Genomic DNA, 15786 nt, shown 5'->3' on the forward strand with positions numbered 1-15786 from the left:
TGGGGATGGTTAACGGAGCGTTGAGGCATGGCCCATCAGGAGGTTCGGCACGGCAATTCCGTTGGACAGGCGCGCGCCGAAGCGCTAATCGCATCGTCCATGAACGTGAAATCCCCAGACAGGAAGCGGCATGACGGGCAGGCCGCGATTGCCTCGGCGCTGAGAACCGTGGCGACGGAGCAGGCCGGCGTCGCGGCACTGGCAGACGCTCTCGAAAACGGGCTGGCCGAGCCGTTCGCACGAGCCGTCGGCATGGTGTCGCAGATCGATGGCCGCGTCATCGTCACCGGGGTTGGCAAAAGCGGCCATATCGGCTCGAAGATCGCCGCAACGCTCGCCTCGACCGGCACGCCGGCCTTTTTCGTCCACCCTGCCGAAGCCAATCACGGCGACCTTGGCATGATCGCCAGAAACGACGCCATAATCGCGCTTTCGTGGTCGGGCGAAAGCCTTGAGCTCAAGGGCATCATCGCCTATTCGAGGCGCTTCTCGATCCCGCTGGTCGCGGTCACCGCGGGTGAAAAATCGGCTCTGGCGCGCGCGGCCGACGTTGTGCTTCTGCTGCCGCGAGCACCGGAAGCCTGCCCGCACGGGCTTGCGCCGACGACCTCGACACTATTGCAAATGGTGATGGGCGATGCGCTGGCCATCGCGCTGCTCGAGGCACGCGGCTTCACCCCGGACCATTTCCGCACGTTCCATCCCGGCGGCCAGCTCGGAGCCAACCTGACGCAGATCCGCGAGATCATGCATGTCGGCGACAGGCTGCCGCTGGTGTCGTCAGGTACCGGCATGCGCGAGGCAATCCTCGAATTGTCGCGCAAGGGGTTTGGCTGCGTGGCCGTGACTGCCGCGGACGGCAAGCTGATCGGCATCATCACCGATGGCGACATCAGGCGCCATATCGGCAGCGATCTCCTGGCAATGAGCGTCGATCAGGTGATGACCAGAGAGCCGAAAATGGCTTCGCCCGACACGCTTGTTGCGACGGCGCTGCAGACAATCAACGACTCGGCTATCACCAGCCTGATGGTGGTCGAAGGCAGGCGGCCGATCGGGCTCGTCCATCTGCACGACCTGCTGCGCATCGGTGCTGCCTAGCGGGCTTCTAGACCGCCTCGACCGTCAGTTCCAGGTCGGTATCAGCGGCGCCCGTCACGCGCACTTGCGTGCCGGCCGGCAGGTCAGGGCCGGAGACGCGCCACAACGTGTCGCCCAGCTTTATGCGGCCGCGCCCGTCCTTGATCGGCTCGGCAAGGGTCGCCGTCCGGCCGACCATCTGTGCGCCGCGACGGTTGAGCAGGGGCTGGTCGGTTTCATCATGGCGCCCGCCCACCAGCCGCTTGCCGACATAGGCCGAGACCAGCGACAGAGCGAGGAAGGCGAGGACCTGGACTTGCCAGGTCCAGAAACCGGCATCCCAGATGAGCAGTGAGACGACGCCGATCAACAGCGCGGCAATGCCGATCCACAGCATGAAAATGCCCGGCGCGATGACCTCCATTACCAGCAGGACGAAGCCGAGGACCATCCAGCTCCACGGGCCGAGTTCGGAAACAATGCGGTCGAGCATGGCTGTGGCCTCAGGTTTCGCTCGGACGAACGACCGGCGGGCGGGCGGCCTGTCGTGCGGCACCGGCGGTGCCTTCGCTTCGGAAAACTTCCTTGGCGATTTCGCCAATACCGCCGAGCGTGCCGATCAGCGATGAGGCCTCCATCGGCATCAGCACGAGCTTGCTGTTTGTCGCTGAGCCGATCCTGGTCAGCGCTTCGGTGTATTTCAGCGCGACGAAGTAGTTGAGCGCCTGCACGTCGCCTTTGGAAATCGCCTCCGACACCACCTGCGTGGCGCGTGCTTCAGCCTCGGCCGAGCGCTCGCGCGCCTCGGCATCGCGGAAGGCGGCTTCCTTGCGCCCTTCGGCCTCCAGGATCTGCGATTGCTTGAGGCCTTCGGCGGCGAGGATCTGCGCGCGCTTATTGCGCTCGGCCATCATCTGTCGGCCCATCGATTCGACGAGATTGGCCGGCGGGTTGATGTCCTTGATCTCGACACGAGTGATCTTGATGCCCCAGGGATGCGCCGCCTCGTCAACGACGCGCAGCAGGCGCTCGTTGATGGCGTCGCGGTTCGACAAAAGTTCGTCGAGGTCCATCGAGCCCATCACGGTGCGGATGTTGGTCATCGTGAGATTGAGAATCGCATTCTGCAGGCCGGAGACCTGGTAGGCGGCCTGCGCCGCGTTGAGCACCTGATAGAAGGCGATGCCATCGACGGCAACGGTGGCATTGTCGCGGGTGATGATCTCCTGCGTCGGAACGTCGAGCACCTGCTCCATCATGTTCATCTTGGCGCCGACACGGTCGACGAAAGGCACGATCAGGTTGAGGCCTGGGTTCAATGTCTTGGTGTAACGGCCAAAACGTTCGACGGTATAATTATAGCCTTGCGGAATTGTTCGGATGCCCTTGATAAGCACCAGCACGACAAGGGCGACAAGAACAAGAAGCGCGATATCAAAACCACTGAAACCCATTTGGCTCTCCCCTCAAAGGCCGGCCATGTTGGATATTCCACGCGACCGATTCCCATCAAACACTTAAGTGTGTTTCAGCAATGTTACAATCAGGTGATCACGGATTGCGGGTGCATAGACGGGTGATCTGTTCAGGCCCAGCCGGACAGCTCGCGCCGCACCATCGCCTCGATTACCGCCATGCCCTCGGCGCTGTCGTTGAGGCAAGGGATGTGTGCGAACTTTTCGCCGCCGGCATGATGGAAGGTCTCGGACGCTTCCCTGCCGATCTCGTCCAGCGTCTCGATGCAGTCGACGGAAAATCCTGGATTGACGATGGCGACCGATTTCACGCCTTCGCGCCCTAGTCTTTCGACCGTCTTGTCGGTGTAGGGCTGCAGCCACTCCTGCGCGCCGAAGCGCGACTGGAAGGTGGTAATCAGCTTGTTTTCATCCCAGCCGAGCTTTTCGCGCAGCAGTCGGGTCGTCTCGAGGCAATGGGCCTGGTAGGGGTCGCCCTTGTCGGAATAGGGTTTCGGAATGCCGTGATAGGAAGCGATGACAATTTCCGGTTCGAAGTCGAGGCTAGCCAGATGCTTTTCAATCGAACGGGCGAGCGCCTCGATATAGGCCGGCTCGTTGTAATAGGGTGGCACGCTGCGAATGGCCGGGGCGCGGCGCATCTTCATCAGCGCGCGAAACAGCTGGTCGTTGGCAGTCGCAGTCGTCGTCGCCGAATATTGCGGATAGAGCGGGAAAGACAGGATGCGGTCGCAGCCTTGCTCGACCAGTCTCTCGGCCACGCTCTCGGTCGAAGGGTTGCCGTAGCGCATCGCCCAGTCGACGACGACATTGGGTAGCTCGCCGAGCGCGAGCCCGAGCTTCTCGGCCTGGGCGCGGGTGTAGGTTCGCAGCGGCGACTCGTTGCGCTCCCGGTTCCATATCCTGGCATAGTTGGCCCCTGATTTCTTCGGCCGGGTGGTGAGGACCACGCCGTAGAGGATCGGATACCAGATCGCCTTGTTGAGCTCGATGACGCGCGGATCGGACAGGAACTCCCGGAGGTAGCGCCACATCGGCTTGAACCCGGTGCCGTCCGGGGTGCCGAGATTGATCAGCATGACACCGACCTTGCCGGTCCTGACCAGAGGGCGCCCTGCCGACGGCGAGGCGGCAGTCTGCTCGGCTTTGATTTCAGCAGGGTTGGCAAGCGTCATGAGGTTCTCCAACACCGCGAACCAACGGTGCCGCGGCGAAAGTAGCGATGCCGCGCCGGTTTTCAAATGCTGCGTCTGGCCGCACCTTATCCCAGAAATGCAACACCCGCCCGGTCTGCCGGGCGGGTGCATTGCGTTCCTGCGGCCGGATTACTTCGAGGCCGCCGGGATCGTCAAGGTTGCGCCGACCGGAAGGCGGCGTGGCTCGTAGGCATTGTTGGCATCGGAGATTATTTTCCATTTGGTGCCGTCGCCATAAGCCTTCACCGCGAGATCCCAATAGGTATCGCCGGCGACGATTACATGGCTGCTTTCGGCCGGTGCCGGCTCAGCCGGAGCAGGGGTCACCGGAGCCGGTGTGGCCGGAGCCGCAGGTGCCGCCGGCTGGGCCGGCTCGGCGGGTGCGGGTGCCGGCGCTGTTTCAGCCGGGACGGCCGGCGGCGTCTTGGAAATGTCGCCGGAGCCGGCCGGCATTTCGGGCATTGCCGGCTCAACTGGCTTTGCCGGCGCAGCCTCAGCAGGTTTTGGCGGTTCGGCAGGGTTGGCAGGTTCTGCGGCCGGGGCCACGGTCGCGGCGATCTCGGTGATGCGGCCGTCGAGCTTCGGCGTATAGGGCCGGTGCGCGCCTAGGTAGTCGGCGACGACCTGTTCCAGCCCCGGGCCGTAATCATAGGCGTTCTTGGCCTTCTCGGCGAACACCTTGTAGCCGTCGCCGCCCTGGCGGACATAGTTGTTGGTGGCGACCAGGTAATCCTTGTCCGGCTTAATCGGCGTCCAGGCGCCGCCTTCCATGACCTCGACCGATTTGACGCGTCCGTTAGGCGGCGCCGATTTGTCGAACGCATATTTCAGGCCGGCAACCTGCGGGAAGCGCCCGGCGCCGTCCTCGACCTGGCTGAGGCCGCTTTCGAGGCCGGCAACCAAATCCTTGCCGGAGATCTGGAAGGTCGCCAGCGTGTTCTGAAACGGCAGGACGGTGAGAACCTCGCCCATGGTGACGGTGCCCTGGTCGATGGAGGCGCGCAAGCCGCCGCCATTCGAGATGACGATCTCGACACCTTGGCCCTTGACCCGGTCGAGGACGGCGTCGGAGACCAGATTGCCCATCTCGCATTCGCGGGCGCGGCAGTTTTCGCGACTGCCGTCGATCGCCTTGGTGGTCTCGGCGACTTCCTTGTTCTTCAAGGCCTCGATCGGCGCGCCGAGTTCCTTGATGCGGGCAAGCACGGCGGGGTCGGGCGTGATCGATTTGTCGAGATGGATGGGATCCCCGCTTGCCTCCTTGACGACGCCGTTGTCGTCGAACACGACCTTGAACTCGCCGAGATATTTCGAATAGGACGCCGCCTGCACGACCGGCACTTTGTAACCGTCCGGATTGTCGACCATCGTCGGATACGGGCCTTCCGCCTTGGGGTCGGTGTTGGACAGCAGCGAATGGCTGTGGCCGCCGACCACCACGTCGATGCCCGGGATCTTGGCGATCACGTCGCGCTCGCGCTTGTAGCCGATATGGGTGACCGCGATGATCTTGTTGACGCCCTCTCGCTTCAGTTTCTCGACCTCAGCGGTGATCGACTTGACGTCATCTTCAATGGCAATGTTCGGGCCAGGGGTGGCAAGCTCCGGCGTGTCGTTGGTGACCGCTCCGACGATCCCGATCTTCTGGCCGCCGACCTCGACCACGATCGACGGCTTGACGCGGTCGCCGAGCTTGGATTGCGCATTGGCCTTCACATTGGCGCCGAGCACCGGAAACTGGATCATGTCGAGAAACGGCGCCAGCGCCGACTCGCCATCGTCGAACTCATGGTTGCCGAGAGCCTCGGCATCGAATTTCATCTGGTTGAGGAATTCGCCTTCGGTCTTGCCTTTGTAGGTCGTGTAGAAGAGCGAGCCCTGGAAATTGTCGCCGGCGCTGAGCAGCAGCACGTTCTGGCCCTCCAGCTTCTTGCGCTCCTGCGCAATCGCGGTGACCAGGCGGGCGGCACCGCCGACGCATTCGCCCTTGGTCTCCTCCTCGGCCGAGCAGGTCGATTCGTACTTGTTGTTGCTCTCGATGCGGCTGTGCCAGTCGTTGATGTGCAGGATGTTGAGCGTGTAGTCGGCAAAGGATACCCCTGCCGACAGGCCAAGCGCCGATGCCGACAGCGCGGCGATGGCAGCAATCTTCTTCATTCTCGTCTCCCGGATAACTTGACCAGAGGCGTTTAACGCTCTTGTTTGACTGGGATGTAACAGCCCTCTTGGGCTATGTTCACATCGCGTTTCAGTCGATGCAAGCGGAAATCGGCATCAGCTTTGCCGGCGCAAGAAGACGGCGGCTTGAAGCCGCCGCCCTTGTGCAAAGTAAATTCGGAATCGGATTTCAGGTGCGCCTGGTCAGCACAAAATTCTGCCCGCTCGCGCTGGTGCAATTGAGCTGGCTGGTGGAGACCATCAGGCAGTTGAAGCTGATCGGCGTCTGGCGGATCAGCGAAGTGCCATGAATCTCGACCGAGGTGCCGCCGGTCATGGTGTAGCTGCCATCGGCAAGCTTCTGGCCGGTGTCGGTTGCGACGGTCGCGAAGCTGCCGCCCTTGAAGGTGGACAAGCCCGTGCCCTGCGCGTCGATCCAGGAGCCTTCAACCCCCTTGGCCGTGATCACCGGCGGCTCGCCTGGGCCGGTTGTCGTGCAGGCCGCCAACGCGACCGTAGCGGCCGCGGCAATGCCAGCCGAAAGCAGTCTTTGCGCAATCGTCATCTTCAAGATCCTCTCCTCTCGCATCGGCCCGAAAATCGATCCGATTTTCGGAAAGCACGATGCGCACATTCAAAGTGCTAGAGCGTACTTTGTGCGTCCAAATGGACGCACGTGGCTCTAGGCCGCCCCTCTTCAATCGCCCGATTTCCGGGCGATTGCAAGCTGGCCGAGTGTCGAGGCAACGCTGCTATCGAACGAGGATGTTGCGGAATTGCCACGGGTCTTTGGTATCGAGATCCTCGGGAAACAGACCAGGCCGATTGTCGAGCGGTGTCCAGTCGGTATAATAGCTCCTGACCGGCCCGAGATAGGGGCCCTGCACGTCGAGGCAGCGCTTGTAATCCATCTCGTCGGCCTCGACGATGCCGGCCTCGGGATTTTCCAGCGCCCAGACCATGCCGGCCAGCACCGCCGACGTGACCTGCATGCCCGTAGCATTCTGATAGGGCGCCAGCTTGCGCGCCTCGGCCAGCGACAGCTGCGAGCCGTACCAGTAGGCGTTCTTGGCGTGGCCGTAGAGCAGCACGCCGAGTTCGTCGACGCCATCGACCAGTTCATTTTCGTCGAGCACGTGATGCACGGGCTGAGCCTTGCCGGCGACACCGAACATCTCGTGCAGCGACAGCACTGCGTCGTTGCAGGGATGATAGGCGTAATGGCAGGTCGGCCGGTATTGCACCTTGCCCTTCTTGCCGCGCAAGGTGAAAAAATCGGCGATCGAGATCGCTTCGTTGTGTGTCACCAGGAAACCGTATTGCGGGCCGGGCGTCGGACACCATGTGCGCACGCGTGTATTGGCGCCGGGCTGCTCCAGATAAATCGCGGCCTTCGAACCGTTCTTGTGGCTTTTGGCGTTCTTCGGCATCCACGCCTCATGCGTGCCCCAGCCGAGCTCGGCCGGCTGCAGCCCTTCCGAAATGAAGCCTTCGACCGACCAGGTGTTCCAGAACACGTTCATCGGCTTGGGCTTCTTGGTGCGCTGGGTGTCGCGCTCGGCGATATGGATGCCCTTGACGCCGGCCTTCTTCATCAGCCTGGCCCAGCCTTCGCGATCGTGCTGCGCGGGTTCCGAGAAGTCGAGGCCAAGATCTGTGGCGAGGTTGACCAGTGCCTGCTTGACGAACCACGAGACCATGCCGGGATTGGCGCCGCAGCACGAGATCGCCGTGGTGCCGCCCGGGTTCTTCGCGATTTCAGTACGCACGGTCTCGCGCAGCGCATAGTTGGTGCGTGAGGCGTTGTCGGCCTTCTCGTCGAAATAAAAGCCGAGCCAGGGTTCGACCACCGTGTCGATATAGAGGACGCCAAGCTTGCGGCAGAGCTTCATCAGCTCAAGCGAGGAAGTGTCGACCGAAAGGTTGACGCAAAAGCCCTGGCCGCCGCCATTGGTCAAAAGTGGTGTCAGCAGCTTCTTGTAGTTGTTTTTGGTCACCGCATCCTGCATGAAAGTGATGCCGCGCTCGTCGAGCAATTTACGGTCGGTGTCGCGCGGGTCGATGACCGTCATGCGCGACTTGTCGAATTTGAAATGGCGCTCGATCAGCGGCAGCGTTCCCCGTCCGATCGAGCCGAAGCCGATCATCACTACAGGGCCGGTGATCTCACCGTAAACGGGCCAGTTTTCATTCGCCATTTATCGATTACTCCCTCAAAAAACGCTTCGGAACAGCGGCTTGGCCGCGGCGCGACAAACCATAGATCATTGTCACAATAAAGCGAAAAGCGGACGGCCGGCCTCACGCCGCGCCATCCCGGCTACGGCTCGACCAGTCTTGCGAATGCAGGCTTGAAGAGGTCACGTGCCTCGGAGACCGGCAGTTCCAGCAGATCGTCGGCGCAGGCCTGGATGGCATGCGGCAGGGTCTGGAGCCCGAAAACCAGAACCTGCTTGTCGCCCTCACGCCAGAGGCTGACCGCTAGATATTCGCCGATGAGATCGTCAATGCCGCATTCGGCTTCGTGATCGATATCGGTCTGATCGATCGGTTTCTTGCGCCGCTGCTTGACGAAGGAGGCCAGGGAAGGACCGGGCTTGCCATCCACCGTATCCGAGAAAATGTCCTGAAGGCCAAGCAGGACGCCGCGCCGCACATCCATGATGTAGGCGTCCGAATAGTTGGTCGGATGCGCTCCGCCGCAGAAGATGCTGCCGGACTCCCGCCAGCTCATCAGCCGCGGAGTCAGCGACGTCACTTCGAATGTGCTGTCCTCATAGCCGCCGAGCGTGCCGCCGTTCATACCGTCAATTGGCCCGCCGTCGTTGAAACCGGCATATTGCGCCGCCACGCAGCCCAGTGCGCCGATGTTTGCGCGCCAGTGCCTCTCTTGCAGCAGAGCATTCGCGGCCTCGATCGGAACGTCGCCGGACAGTTCGACAATGCGCGGCGTGGCAAACCTGGTGCGGGGGTCGACGACATAGCGGTAGGTTGCGTCCGGCCAACCAGTCGTCTTGCCGTTATCGAGCTGAGTGTCCATCCGCAGATAGTCATAAGGGGACGTTTCCATAGTGAGCGGCGTGTCATTGGCGAAGAACTTCATGAAGCTGAAATCGTAGAGATCGAGCGGGGTGCCGGGCTCGTTCCCGGTCACTTGCCGACTTGCGACCCGTTCCAATCTGAGCGGCAGCGCCTTCTTTCCGTTCCAGCTGCCTTCAAGGGTCTTGCCGTTACTGGATGAGGCCAGGCGCCACACAGCGGCAATCGGCGCGGCCTTTCCGTCATCGCAATTGTCGGCGCCGCATGCCTCCTCCTCGGCCAGTTCGAACTTGCTACCCCTTTGAGACCGGGCCTGCAGCGGGATGTCAACGCCCTTCGAGCGGTAGAAATAGCGGCCGGCCAGCGGGCCGCCGGGCGCCGCGGGGTCGCCGGTGAATTCGACGACGATATCGGCCTTTCCAAGCTTGCCGGCATAAGTCACCGGCTCCGCCTCGGCTGCTGTCGACAGCACCAGGATCGCGGCCATGAACGTGACCGGCCTGCTAAGATGCTGGATCATTGTTCCCCCCAGCGATCATTTTCAGTGTTTCCACCAGCCGGTCACGGTCGGCGGTCATCCCCTTGTAGTCGAGTTGTGCCTCGTCCAGCGCCAGAAGTTGTTCGGCCAAGGACGCCGCGAGCGCCGCGCGGTCGGGGTGGCGTTCCAGCACGGCGAGCGGGTCGAGATGGATGCGGATGGTGAAGAGTACGTCGCCCGAAACGGGGAGCTTTCTCAGCGTCTGCCGCTCGACGCGGATAAAGGCATGGGCGTCGATGTCGCCATCCGGGAATCTCGACGGGCGATTGCTGGCGCGGTCGACGCGTTCGAGGTTGGAGAGCGGGTGGTAGAGTGCGTCGCCCGCCTGGATCGACCAGTTGTAGCGCTCGACGGCTTGGCCCTGGAGGCCGTCGAACATGCGGTTGATGAGATCGGCCGGGCGTGTGCCCGGGCCGAAACCCGGTACCGGCGCGTGGATCTGCTGCAGCGGCTTGCCGAATTTTTCGATCAGCGACCATGACGACGGGAAGCAGAGCGAGCCGGCCGCCAGACGCCAGCCGCTCTCGTCGCGACGCATCAGGATCAAATCCTCCTGGACGAGCAACGAGGCCGCGACAAGCGGCGCATCGCTGAAAGAAGCTGAGGTGCCTGAGCCCTCGAGATTGTCGATGCCGCCGATCACCTCGATCGCATTGTCGGTACGCCTGTGGGTCTCAGGAAAGTTCGCCGCCAGATGCGCACCGAGCAGATCGAGCACTTCGCGCTGAGCGTCGCGCGTTGTTTGCTCCTCGACAAAAACCTTGCCGGGAATTTCCGCATAAAGCCGGCGTTTCTCGGCAAGATAGGGCAGCAGATATTCGTCGACCTCGATCCAGCTATCGAGATTGAGCGGCTTCAGCCCGATGGTGAACAGTTTCGACGAGCCGTCATAGGGTGTGTGGGTCGGCGGGCGGAAGCTCATGCCTCTTTGTAGGCTTCCAGTGCGGCGGCGGCCATTCTCGCCGTGAATTCGGTGATTTCGTAATCGGCGGCACCTGCCTTGGCGAAGGGATCGTCCGCCAGTCTGGCTTCGAGCACTTCGCGTGGACCACGCGCGATGATGATGCCGCCGGTCCTTGGCCGCTTTGGCCCGGAGGCGACAAAGATACCTTGCGCATAGCAGGCCTTCAGCCACTCGACATGCGCTTGCTGCAGGCGGTCGATCTCGGTCAGCGGCACCTTGTAGTTCAGCGAAACCACGAACATTGTTGTCTCCAGATGCTTCAGCCCAGCCGCGCCGGGATCAATCCGCGCAGCGAGTTGCCGACGAACAGCGCCTTGGCCGATTTCAGTTCGTTCCACGTGTAGACCGCTTCACCGGCGCGGCCTTGATCCAGCAGTTCGCCGCGCAGGACGCCAGGCAGCAGGCCGCAATCGAGCCGCGGCGTGGCCAGCACGCCGTCGCCGAAATCGGCAAAGACATTAGTGATCGTGCCCTCGCAGATTTCGCCGCGCTCATTGGCGAGCAGCACCTCGTCGGCGCGCCCGGCGAGATATTCGGCGCGCGCGCGCGTATAGGTTTGTCGGCGGCTGGTCTTGTGGCGCAGCAGCATATCGCTCGAATCAAGCCGCACGCGCGCCAGCTGCAGGGTCCAGACCTTGTCTGCGGCGAGCGGCTCGTAGGGCTGCACCGACACCGCCATTTCGCCCTTGCGCGACAGGACGAGGCGGGTGCGCAACGCGATCTGTTGGTGGCCGACCGCATTCATCAGCGCTTCGCCGACCCTTGTCGGATCGCAGGCGAAACCGAGTTCGCTTGCCGAGCCGTAAAGCCGCGCGAGATGGCGGTCGAAACGGAGGAAACCCGATCCGGGTTCCCAGCGCATTGTTTCGATCAGTTCGAAATCGGCAGTGTTCCTGTCGCGAAACGGGCTTTCAGCAGACACTCCTGGTACTCCTCTTCGGCTGTCGAATCGAAGACGACGCCACCGCCGACATTGTAGACCGCCTCGCCATTGGCAAAGAGCGAGATGGTGCGGATCGCCACGGAAAAACGCATCCGGCCGCCGGGCGCGATCCAGCCTATGGCGCCGCAATAGACATCGCGCGGGCCACTTTCCAGCTCGCGCAGGATCTCCATGGCGCGGATCTTCGGTGCGCCGGTAATCGAGCCGCAGGGGAACAGCGCGGCGAAAATCTGATGGATGGCGAGGCCGGGCAAGAGTTTCGCCCGCACGCGGCTCACCATCTGGTGGACGGTCGGGTAGCTCTCGATGCGGAAAAGCTCCGGCACATCGAGCGTGCCAACCTCGCTGATCAGTGAGATGTCGTTGCGCAGGAGATCGACGATCATCCGGTTCTCGGCCTGGTTCTTCTCGTCGTTGCGCAAGAACGCTTTCAGGCGATCGTCCTCGGCTTTTGTTGCGCCGCGCGGCGCGGTGCCCTTCATCGGATGCGTCTCGATCATGCCTTCCGCGTCCACCTCGAAGAACAGTTCGGGCGAACGCGACAAGACGATCGGATCGCCGAGCGCGACCAGCGCCCCATACTTCACCGGCTGGCGTTCGGTCAGCGCGTTGAAGGCGACCAGCGGGTCGCCCGACCACTGCGCATGGACCGGAAAGGTCAGATTGCCCTGGTAGCAGTCGCCCTTGCGGATGTGGTCATGCAGCCTGGCAAAGCGTTTGGCGTAGTCGTCCGAAGACCAGGCTGCCTTGGCGTCGAAGATTGGGCCGTTGCTGGCCGGCGGATCGCCTGGCGCGACCGTCTGCTCGACCGGCGCATCGAACACGCCGAGGCAAAAAAGCGGGGCGCGGCGGCCGGCCGGCAGCAGCGGAACGAGCTTGGGTTCGAGCAGGTAACCGGCCTCGTAGGAGAAATAACCGGCCAGCCATTTGCCGCCGTCATGTGCAGCCTGCGCGGCTTCCAGCGCCGGTAAAAAATCCGCCTCGCCATGCGCTGCGATTATCTCGGCCGGCCGGTCGAAAACGAGCTGCCGCGCGGTCTCGTCGTTCCTGAAAATTGCAAAGGGCAGGGGCAGGGACATAAGGCTCGGATGCTGCGGTCACCAGCGATCGATCTATATGGGGGCTCGACCGTGCGCAATCGAGGGAACGGCGTCCCAAGACGCAAAGGCGCGGCGGCAAAAACAAAAGCGGCGCCAGAGGGCGCCGCCTTGTTCCAGATGCCGCCTTGCGATGGATCAGGTGTTGCTGGCTTCTCCCGCGGTCGGGAAGCGGCGCGCAAATTCCTTTTCGTCGCCGGCGGCAAGCAGTTTCGCCTGCTCGATCCAGCGTTCACGTTCGATGCGGCCGTCGAAATTCAACGTCGCCTCGATCCGCTTGACATCGTCGGGCGTCCAGGCGGCGATCTGGGCATAGGTCGTGACCCCAAGCCCTTTGAGCAGCCGCTCGTTGGTCGGGCCGATGCCGATCAGGCGACGCAGATCGTTGGCGTTGCCTGGGGCAGTGGCTGTTGCCTTGCCGGTCGCGGCTTTCTTTGCAGATGGCGCAGCCTTGCTTGCCGCCGGCGCGGTCGTCGGCGCGGCGCTCGCTTTCGATGCAGGCGGTTTCGGCGTTGCCGTTTTCGCGGCATTTGCGCGTGGCGCGGTTGCGGCCTTCGCCGTTGCAGATTTCTTCGGCGCCGGTTTGGCCGGTGCGGATGTCGAAATCAGCGTTGACGGCGCCTGCATCGCCGCCTTGGTCGCACCGGCCTTGGCGGCTGGCGCCTTAGCTGTTGCCGCCTTCGCGGTTGGCGCCTGGGTGGTTTTCGCCTCGCCCAGCCGGCGTTCGAGATCGGCGCGGGCGCGGCCGCATGCATCCAACTCACCGGTCAGACGGTCGCTATCGGCCCGCAATCTGTCGCGTTCGCTGCGCGTGCGGTCTAGATCGCCGCGCAAACTGTCGAGTTCGCCACGCAGGCGTCCCCAAATGAACCAGCCAACCAACACACCTACCAGGAACGCCAGGAGCATGTAGAAAAAAGTGCCCATTGTCTTTCTCTCTCCAGTCCGATCCGTCCGCCCTGGCCTGTAGAGCCATGACCTCGGCGAAGGACCATTCGATGGTGGTTCCGCAATTTGCAGAACAGCCGGCTTCGATCGAGCTGTCGGCGACCGGTTTGCCCCTGGCCAACAACCGTTGTCGCATCCGCCGACACGCCATGGCCGGTCGGGATTTTCCGACCGGATCCATTCGTGCCCGGCTGAGCTTGAGGGCGGACGCTATCATACAGCTTACGGGAATCTAACGGAAAACTTCCATGGAAAGTTATTTAAGAACAAATAACCAAGACAAGAATAGACCATCGCCAATATGCGTTGCTGCTAAACTGTTCTGGAAAACCCGGTCATCCGGTGTTGCGCATCGCCCAGTGTTGCGCATCACTTGTCCAGTGTTTCCAGCTCGTCGATCAGTCCGCTGATCACGCCAAGCCCGATCTGCCAGAAGGCAGGGTCGGCCGCGTCGAGGCCGAACGGCGCTAGAAGCTCGGAATGATGCTTGGTGCCGCCGGCGCGCAGCATGGCAAAATATTTCTCCTGAAAGCCGCGCTCGGCGTTCTGGTAGACCGCGTAGAGCGAGTTCACCAGGCAATCGCCGAATGCGTAGGCATAGACGTAGAAAGGCGAGTGGATGAAGTGCGGGATATAGGTCCAGAAAACCTCGTACCCTTCGCGCAGCTTGATCGCCGGCCCGAGGCTTTCCGCCTGCACTTCCAACCAGAACTGGCCGAGCTTGTCGGAGGTCAGTTCGCCGCTCCTGCGCTCGGCATGCACCTTGCGCTCGAACTCGTAGAAGGCGATCTGGCGCACGACCGTGTTGATCATGTCCTCGACCTTCTGGGCGAGCATGGCCTTGCGTTCGCGCTTGTCGGTGGTCTGCTCGAGCAGCGAGCGGAAGGTCAGCATTTCGCCAAACACCGATGCGGTTTCGGCCAGCGTCAGCGGCGTCGATGCCATCAGGGCGCCCTGGCCGCCGGCCAGCACCTGGTGCACGCCGTGGCCGAGCTCGTGCGCCAGCGTCATCACGTCACGCGGCTTGCCCATGTAGTTGAGCAGCACATAGGGATGCGCCGAAGGCACGGTCGGATGGGCGAAGGCGCCAGGCGACTTGCCGGGTCTCACCGGTGCATCGATCCAGTTGCGGTCGAAGAAAGTTCTGGCGATCTCCGCCATGTCGGGCGAAAAGCGCTGGTAGGCGGAAAGCACGGTGTTCTTGGCCTCGTCCCAGCCGATGACCGCCTGTGGGGTCTCGGGCAATGGCGCATTGCGGTCCCAGTGGTTCATCACCTCCATGCCGAGCCAGCGCGCCTTCATCGCGTAATAGCGATGCGACAGGCGTGGATAGGCGTCGCGAACCGCGGCGGCGAGCGCATCCACCACGCTGCGTTCGACGCGATTGGCGAGATGGCGGGAATCGGCAATGTCCTCGAAGCCGCGCCAGCGGTCGGAGATCTCCTTGTCCTTGGCCAGCGTGTTGGTGACCAGCGTAAAGACGCGCAAATTCTTGCGGAAGGTCGTGGCCAGCGCCTCGGACGCCCGGCGGCGCACCTCGCCGTCGGCGTCCTGCAGGCGATTGAGCGCCGGCTCAAGCGTCAACTCCTCGCCGTCGACGTCGAAACGCAAATCGGTCATCGTCTCGTCGAACAGGCGGTTCCAGGCCCCGCGCCCGGTGATCGATTTTTCATGGAAGAGCTGCTCGATGCGGTCTTCGAGCTGGAAGGGCTTGTCCTTGCGCAGATCGAGCACCCAGGGCCGGTAATGGGCGAAGGCCGGATCGGCGGCGAGTGCGGTTTCGATCGCACCATCGTCGATGAGATTCAGCTCGAGCGCGAAAAACAGCAGGTGCGCGCTGGCATCGGTCATCTTTTCCTGGATGTCGCCATAGAGCTAGGCGCGCTGCGGATCCGACGTGTTGCCGGCATAGACAAGCCCGGCATAGGAGACGATGCGGCCGATCAGCTCCTCCAGCACTTCATAGACCTGAAGCGCCTCGCCAAGCCTGCCGGCGCCGCCACGCCCGGCCTCGGCGGCGAGCGTGCCTTTCCAACGGCTCTCGAAGGCGATGGCATCAGCGGCGGCCTTGGCGATGTCGCGCTTCAACTCGGGCGCCTCCATGCCCGAATAGAGATCGGCTAGATTCCATTCCGGCAGGTCGCCAAGCTCCGCCACGCCCTGACCGGGCGCCGCCGCCAGCTTTCGAGCAAAAACCATGCGCATTGCCGATCCTTCCAGACACAAAAATTCGAGGAAACGAGAAGCCGGTCAAATCCTAAGGAATTCATTCACCGGGTTTTTTGAAAGCTTATTTAGAACCCTGTGCCAAGATGATCCATAGGGCGCATTCTCGGGCGGGCACGGTCG

Annotated in this window: 13 protein-coding genes and 1 pseudogene; 1 reads left to right on the forward strand and 13 read right to left on the reverse strand. The window is 62.6% G+C overall.

All coding sequences use genetic code 11. The features are described from left to right. Positions 1-99: 99 nt before the first annotated feature. On the forward strand, positions 100-1101 hold the full coding sequence (locus NKH93_RS01065) for a KpsF/GutQ family sugar-phosphate isomerase (RefSeq protein WP_352777220.1): 1002 nt from the start codon (positions 100-102) through the stop codon (positions 1099-1101). A 7-nt stretch (positions 1102-1108) separates the two neighbouring features. Here the strand turns inward: NKH93_RS01065 and NKH93_RS01070 are convergent, their stop codons facing one another. From NKH93_RS01070 to NKH93_RS01130, 13 genes and pseudogenes are all read right to left on the reverse strand, one after another. After that, positions 1109-1573: an NfeD family protein gene (locus NKH93_RS01070; protein WP_352454064.1), complete on the reverse strand. Its 465-nt coding sequence runs from the start codon at positions 1571-1573 to the stop codon at positions 1109-1111. 10 nt (positions 1574-1583) lie between these two features. Next, positions 1584-2534, reverse strand: coding sequence for an SPFH domain-containing protein (locus NKH93_RS01075; protein ID WP_352539357.1), 951 nt, complete (start codon positions 2532-2534; stop codon positions 1584-1586). A 131-nt stretch (positions 2535-2665) separates the two neighbouring features. Beyond that, the gene (hemH, locus tag NKH93_RS01080; protein WP_352767130.1) at positions 2666-3730 is read right to left on the reverse strand and encodes a ferrochelatase; all 1065 of its coding nucleotides are present in this window, start codon (positions 3728-3730) and stop codon (positions 2666-2668) included. 150 nt (positions 3731-3880) lie between these two features. Beyond that, on the reverse strand, positions 3881-5908 hold the full coding sequence (locus NKH93_RS01085) for a 5'-nucleotidase C-terminal domain-containing protein (RefSeq protein WP_352767132.1): 2028 nt from the start codon (positions 5906-5908) through the stop codon (positions 3881-3883). 190 nt (positions 5909-6098) lie between these two features. After that, positions 6099-6473, reverse strand: coding sequence for an outer membrane lipoprotein Omp10 (gene omp10, locus NKH93_RS01090; protein WP_023720183.1), 375 nt, complete (start codon positions 6471-6473; stop codon positions 6099-6101). Positions 6474-6660: 187 nt separating this feature from the next. Beyond that, a complete protein-coding gene (locus NKH93_RS01095) occupies positions 6661-8106 on the reverse strand; it encodes a homospermidine synthase (RefSeq protein ID WP_352742062.1) in 1446 nt (481 codons plus the stop codon). 122 nt (positions 8107-8228) lie between these two features. Next, positions 8229-9467: a hypothetical protein gene (locus tag NKH93_RS01100; protein WP_352818139.1), complete on the reverse strand. Its 1239-nt coding sequence runs from the start codon at positions 9465-9467 to the stop codon at positions 8229-8231. Beyond that, positions 9451-10407, reverse strand: coding sequence for a heme-dependent oxidative N-demethylase family protein (locus tag NKH93_RS01105; protein WP_352539353.1), 957 nt, complete (start codon positions 10405-10407; stop codon positions 9451-9453). The genes NKH93_RS01100 and NKH93_RS01105 overlap by 17 nt, the downstream gene beginning before the upstream one ends. Further along, positions 10404-10691 carry a YciI family protein gene (locus NKH93_RS01110; RefSeq protein ID WP_352469536.1) on the reverse strand — a complete coding sequence of 96 codons (288 nt, stop codon included), beginning with the start codon at positions 10689-10691 and terminating at the stop codon, positions 10404-10406. Before NKH93_RS01110 ends, NKH93_RS01105 begins: the two co-directional genes overlap by 4 nt. 17 nt (positions 10692-10708) lie before the next feature. Further along, on the reverse strand, positions 10709-11371 hold the full coding sequence (locus NKH93_RS01115) for an aminotransferase class IV family protein (RefSeq protein WP_352539352.1): 663 nt from the start codon (positions 11369-11371) through the stop codon (positions 10709-10711). Then, positions 11320-12471 carry an aminodeoxychorismate synthase component I gene (locus NKH93_RS01120; RefSeq protein ID WP_352539351.1) on the reverse strand — a complete coding sequence of 384 codons (1152 nt, stop codon included), beginning with the start codon at positions 12469-12471 and terminating at the stop codon, positions 11320-11322. The genes NKH93_RS01115 and NKH93_RS01120 overlap by 52 nt, the downstream gene beginning before the upstream one ends. A gap of 156 nt (positions 12472-12627) precedes the next feature. Continuing rightward, entirely contained in the window at positions 12628-13416 is a 789-nt protein-coding gene (locus tag NKH93_RS01125) for a helix-hairpin-helix domain-containing protein (protein WP_352818135.1), read from the reverse strand. A 390-nt stretch (positions 13417-13806) separates the two neighbouring features. Beyond that, a pseudogene (locus NKH93_RS01130) lies at positions 13807-15642 on the reverse strand (M3 family oligoendopeptidase). Between the last annotated feature and the right edge of the window lie 144 nt (positions 15643-15786).

Source organism: Mesorhizobium sp. M0954 (assembly GCF_040319155.1).
In the GTDB taxonomy this organism is placed as follows: Bacteria; Pseudomonadota; Alphaproteobacteria; order Rhizobiales; family Rhizobiaceae; genus Mesorhizobium.

What these genes read in the sequence shown, in the direction of transcription:
- NKH93_RS01100 (WP_352818139.1), bottom strand. Translation starts at nt 9,467, where the DNA reads ATGATCCAGCATCTTAGCAGGCCGGTCACGTTCATGGCCGCGATCCTG.
- NKH93_RS01110 (WP_352469536.1), bottom strand. Translation starts at nt 10,691, where the DNA reads ATGTTCGTGGTTTCGCTGAACTACAAGGTGCCGCTGACCGAGATCGAC.
- hemH (WP_352767130.1), bottom strand. Translation starts at nt 3,730, where the DNA reads ATGACGCTTGCCAACCCTGCTGAAATCAAAGCCGAGCAGACTGCCGCC.
- NKH93_RS01105 (WP_352539353.1), bottom strand. Translation starts at nt 10,407, where the DNA reads ATGAGCTTCCGCCCGCCGACCCACACACCCTATGACGGCTCGTCGAAA.
- NKH93_RS01095 (WP_352742062.1), bottom strand. Translation starts at nt 8,106, where the DNA reads ATGGCGAATGAAAACTGGCCCGTTTACGGTGAGATCACCGGCCCTGTA.
- NKH93_RS01125 (WP_352818135.1), bottom strand. Translation starts at nt 13,416, where the DNA reads ATGGGCACTTTTTTCTACATGCTCCTGGCGTTCCTGGTAGGTGTGTTG.
- NKH93_RS01070 (WP_352454064.1), bottom strand. Translation starts at nt 1,573, where the DNA reads ATGCTCGACCGCATTGTTTCCGAACTCGGCCCGTGGAGCTGGATGGTC.
- NKH93_RS01065 (WP_352777220.1), top strand. Translation starts at nt 100, where the DNA reads ATGAACGTGAAATCCCCAGACAGGAAGCGGCATGACGGGCAGGCCGCG.
- NKH93_RS01085 (WP_352767132.1), bottom strand. Translation starts at nt 5,908, where the DNA reads ATGAAGAAGATTGCTGCCATCGCCGCGCTGTCGGCATCGGCGCTTGGC.
- omp10 (WP_023720183.1), bottom strand. Translation starts at nt 6,473, where the DNA reads ATGACGATTGCGCAAAGACTGCTTTCGGCTGGCATTGCCGCGGCCGCT.
- NKH93_RS01120 (WP_352539351.1), bottom strand. Translation starts at nt 12,471, where the DNA reads ATGTCCCTGCCCCTGCCCTTTGCAATTTTCAGGAACGACGAGACCGCG.
- NKH93_RS01075 (WP_352539357.1), bottom strand. Translation starts at nt 2,534, where the DNA reads ATGGGTTTCAGTGGTTTTGATATCGCGCTTCTTGTTCTTGTCGCCCTT.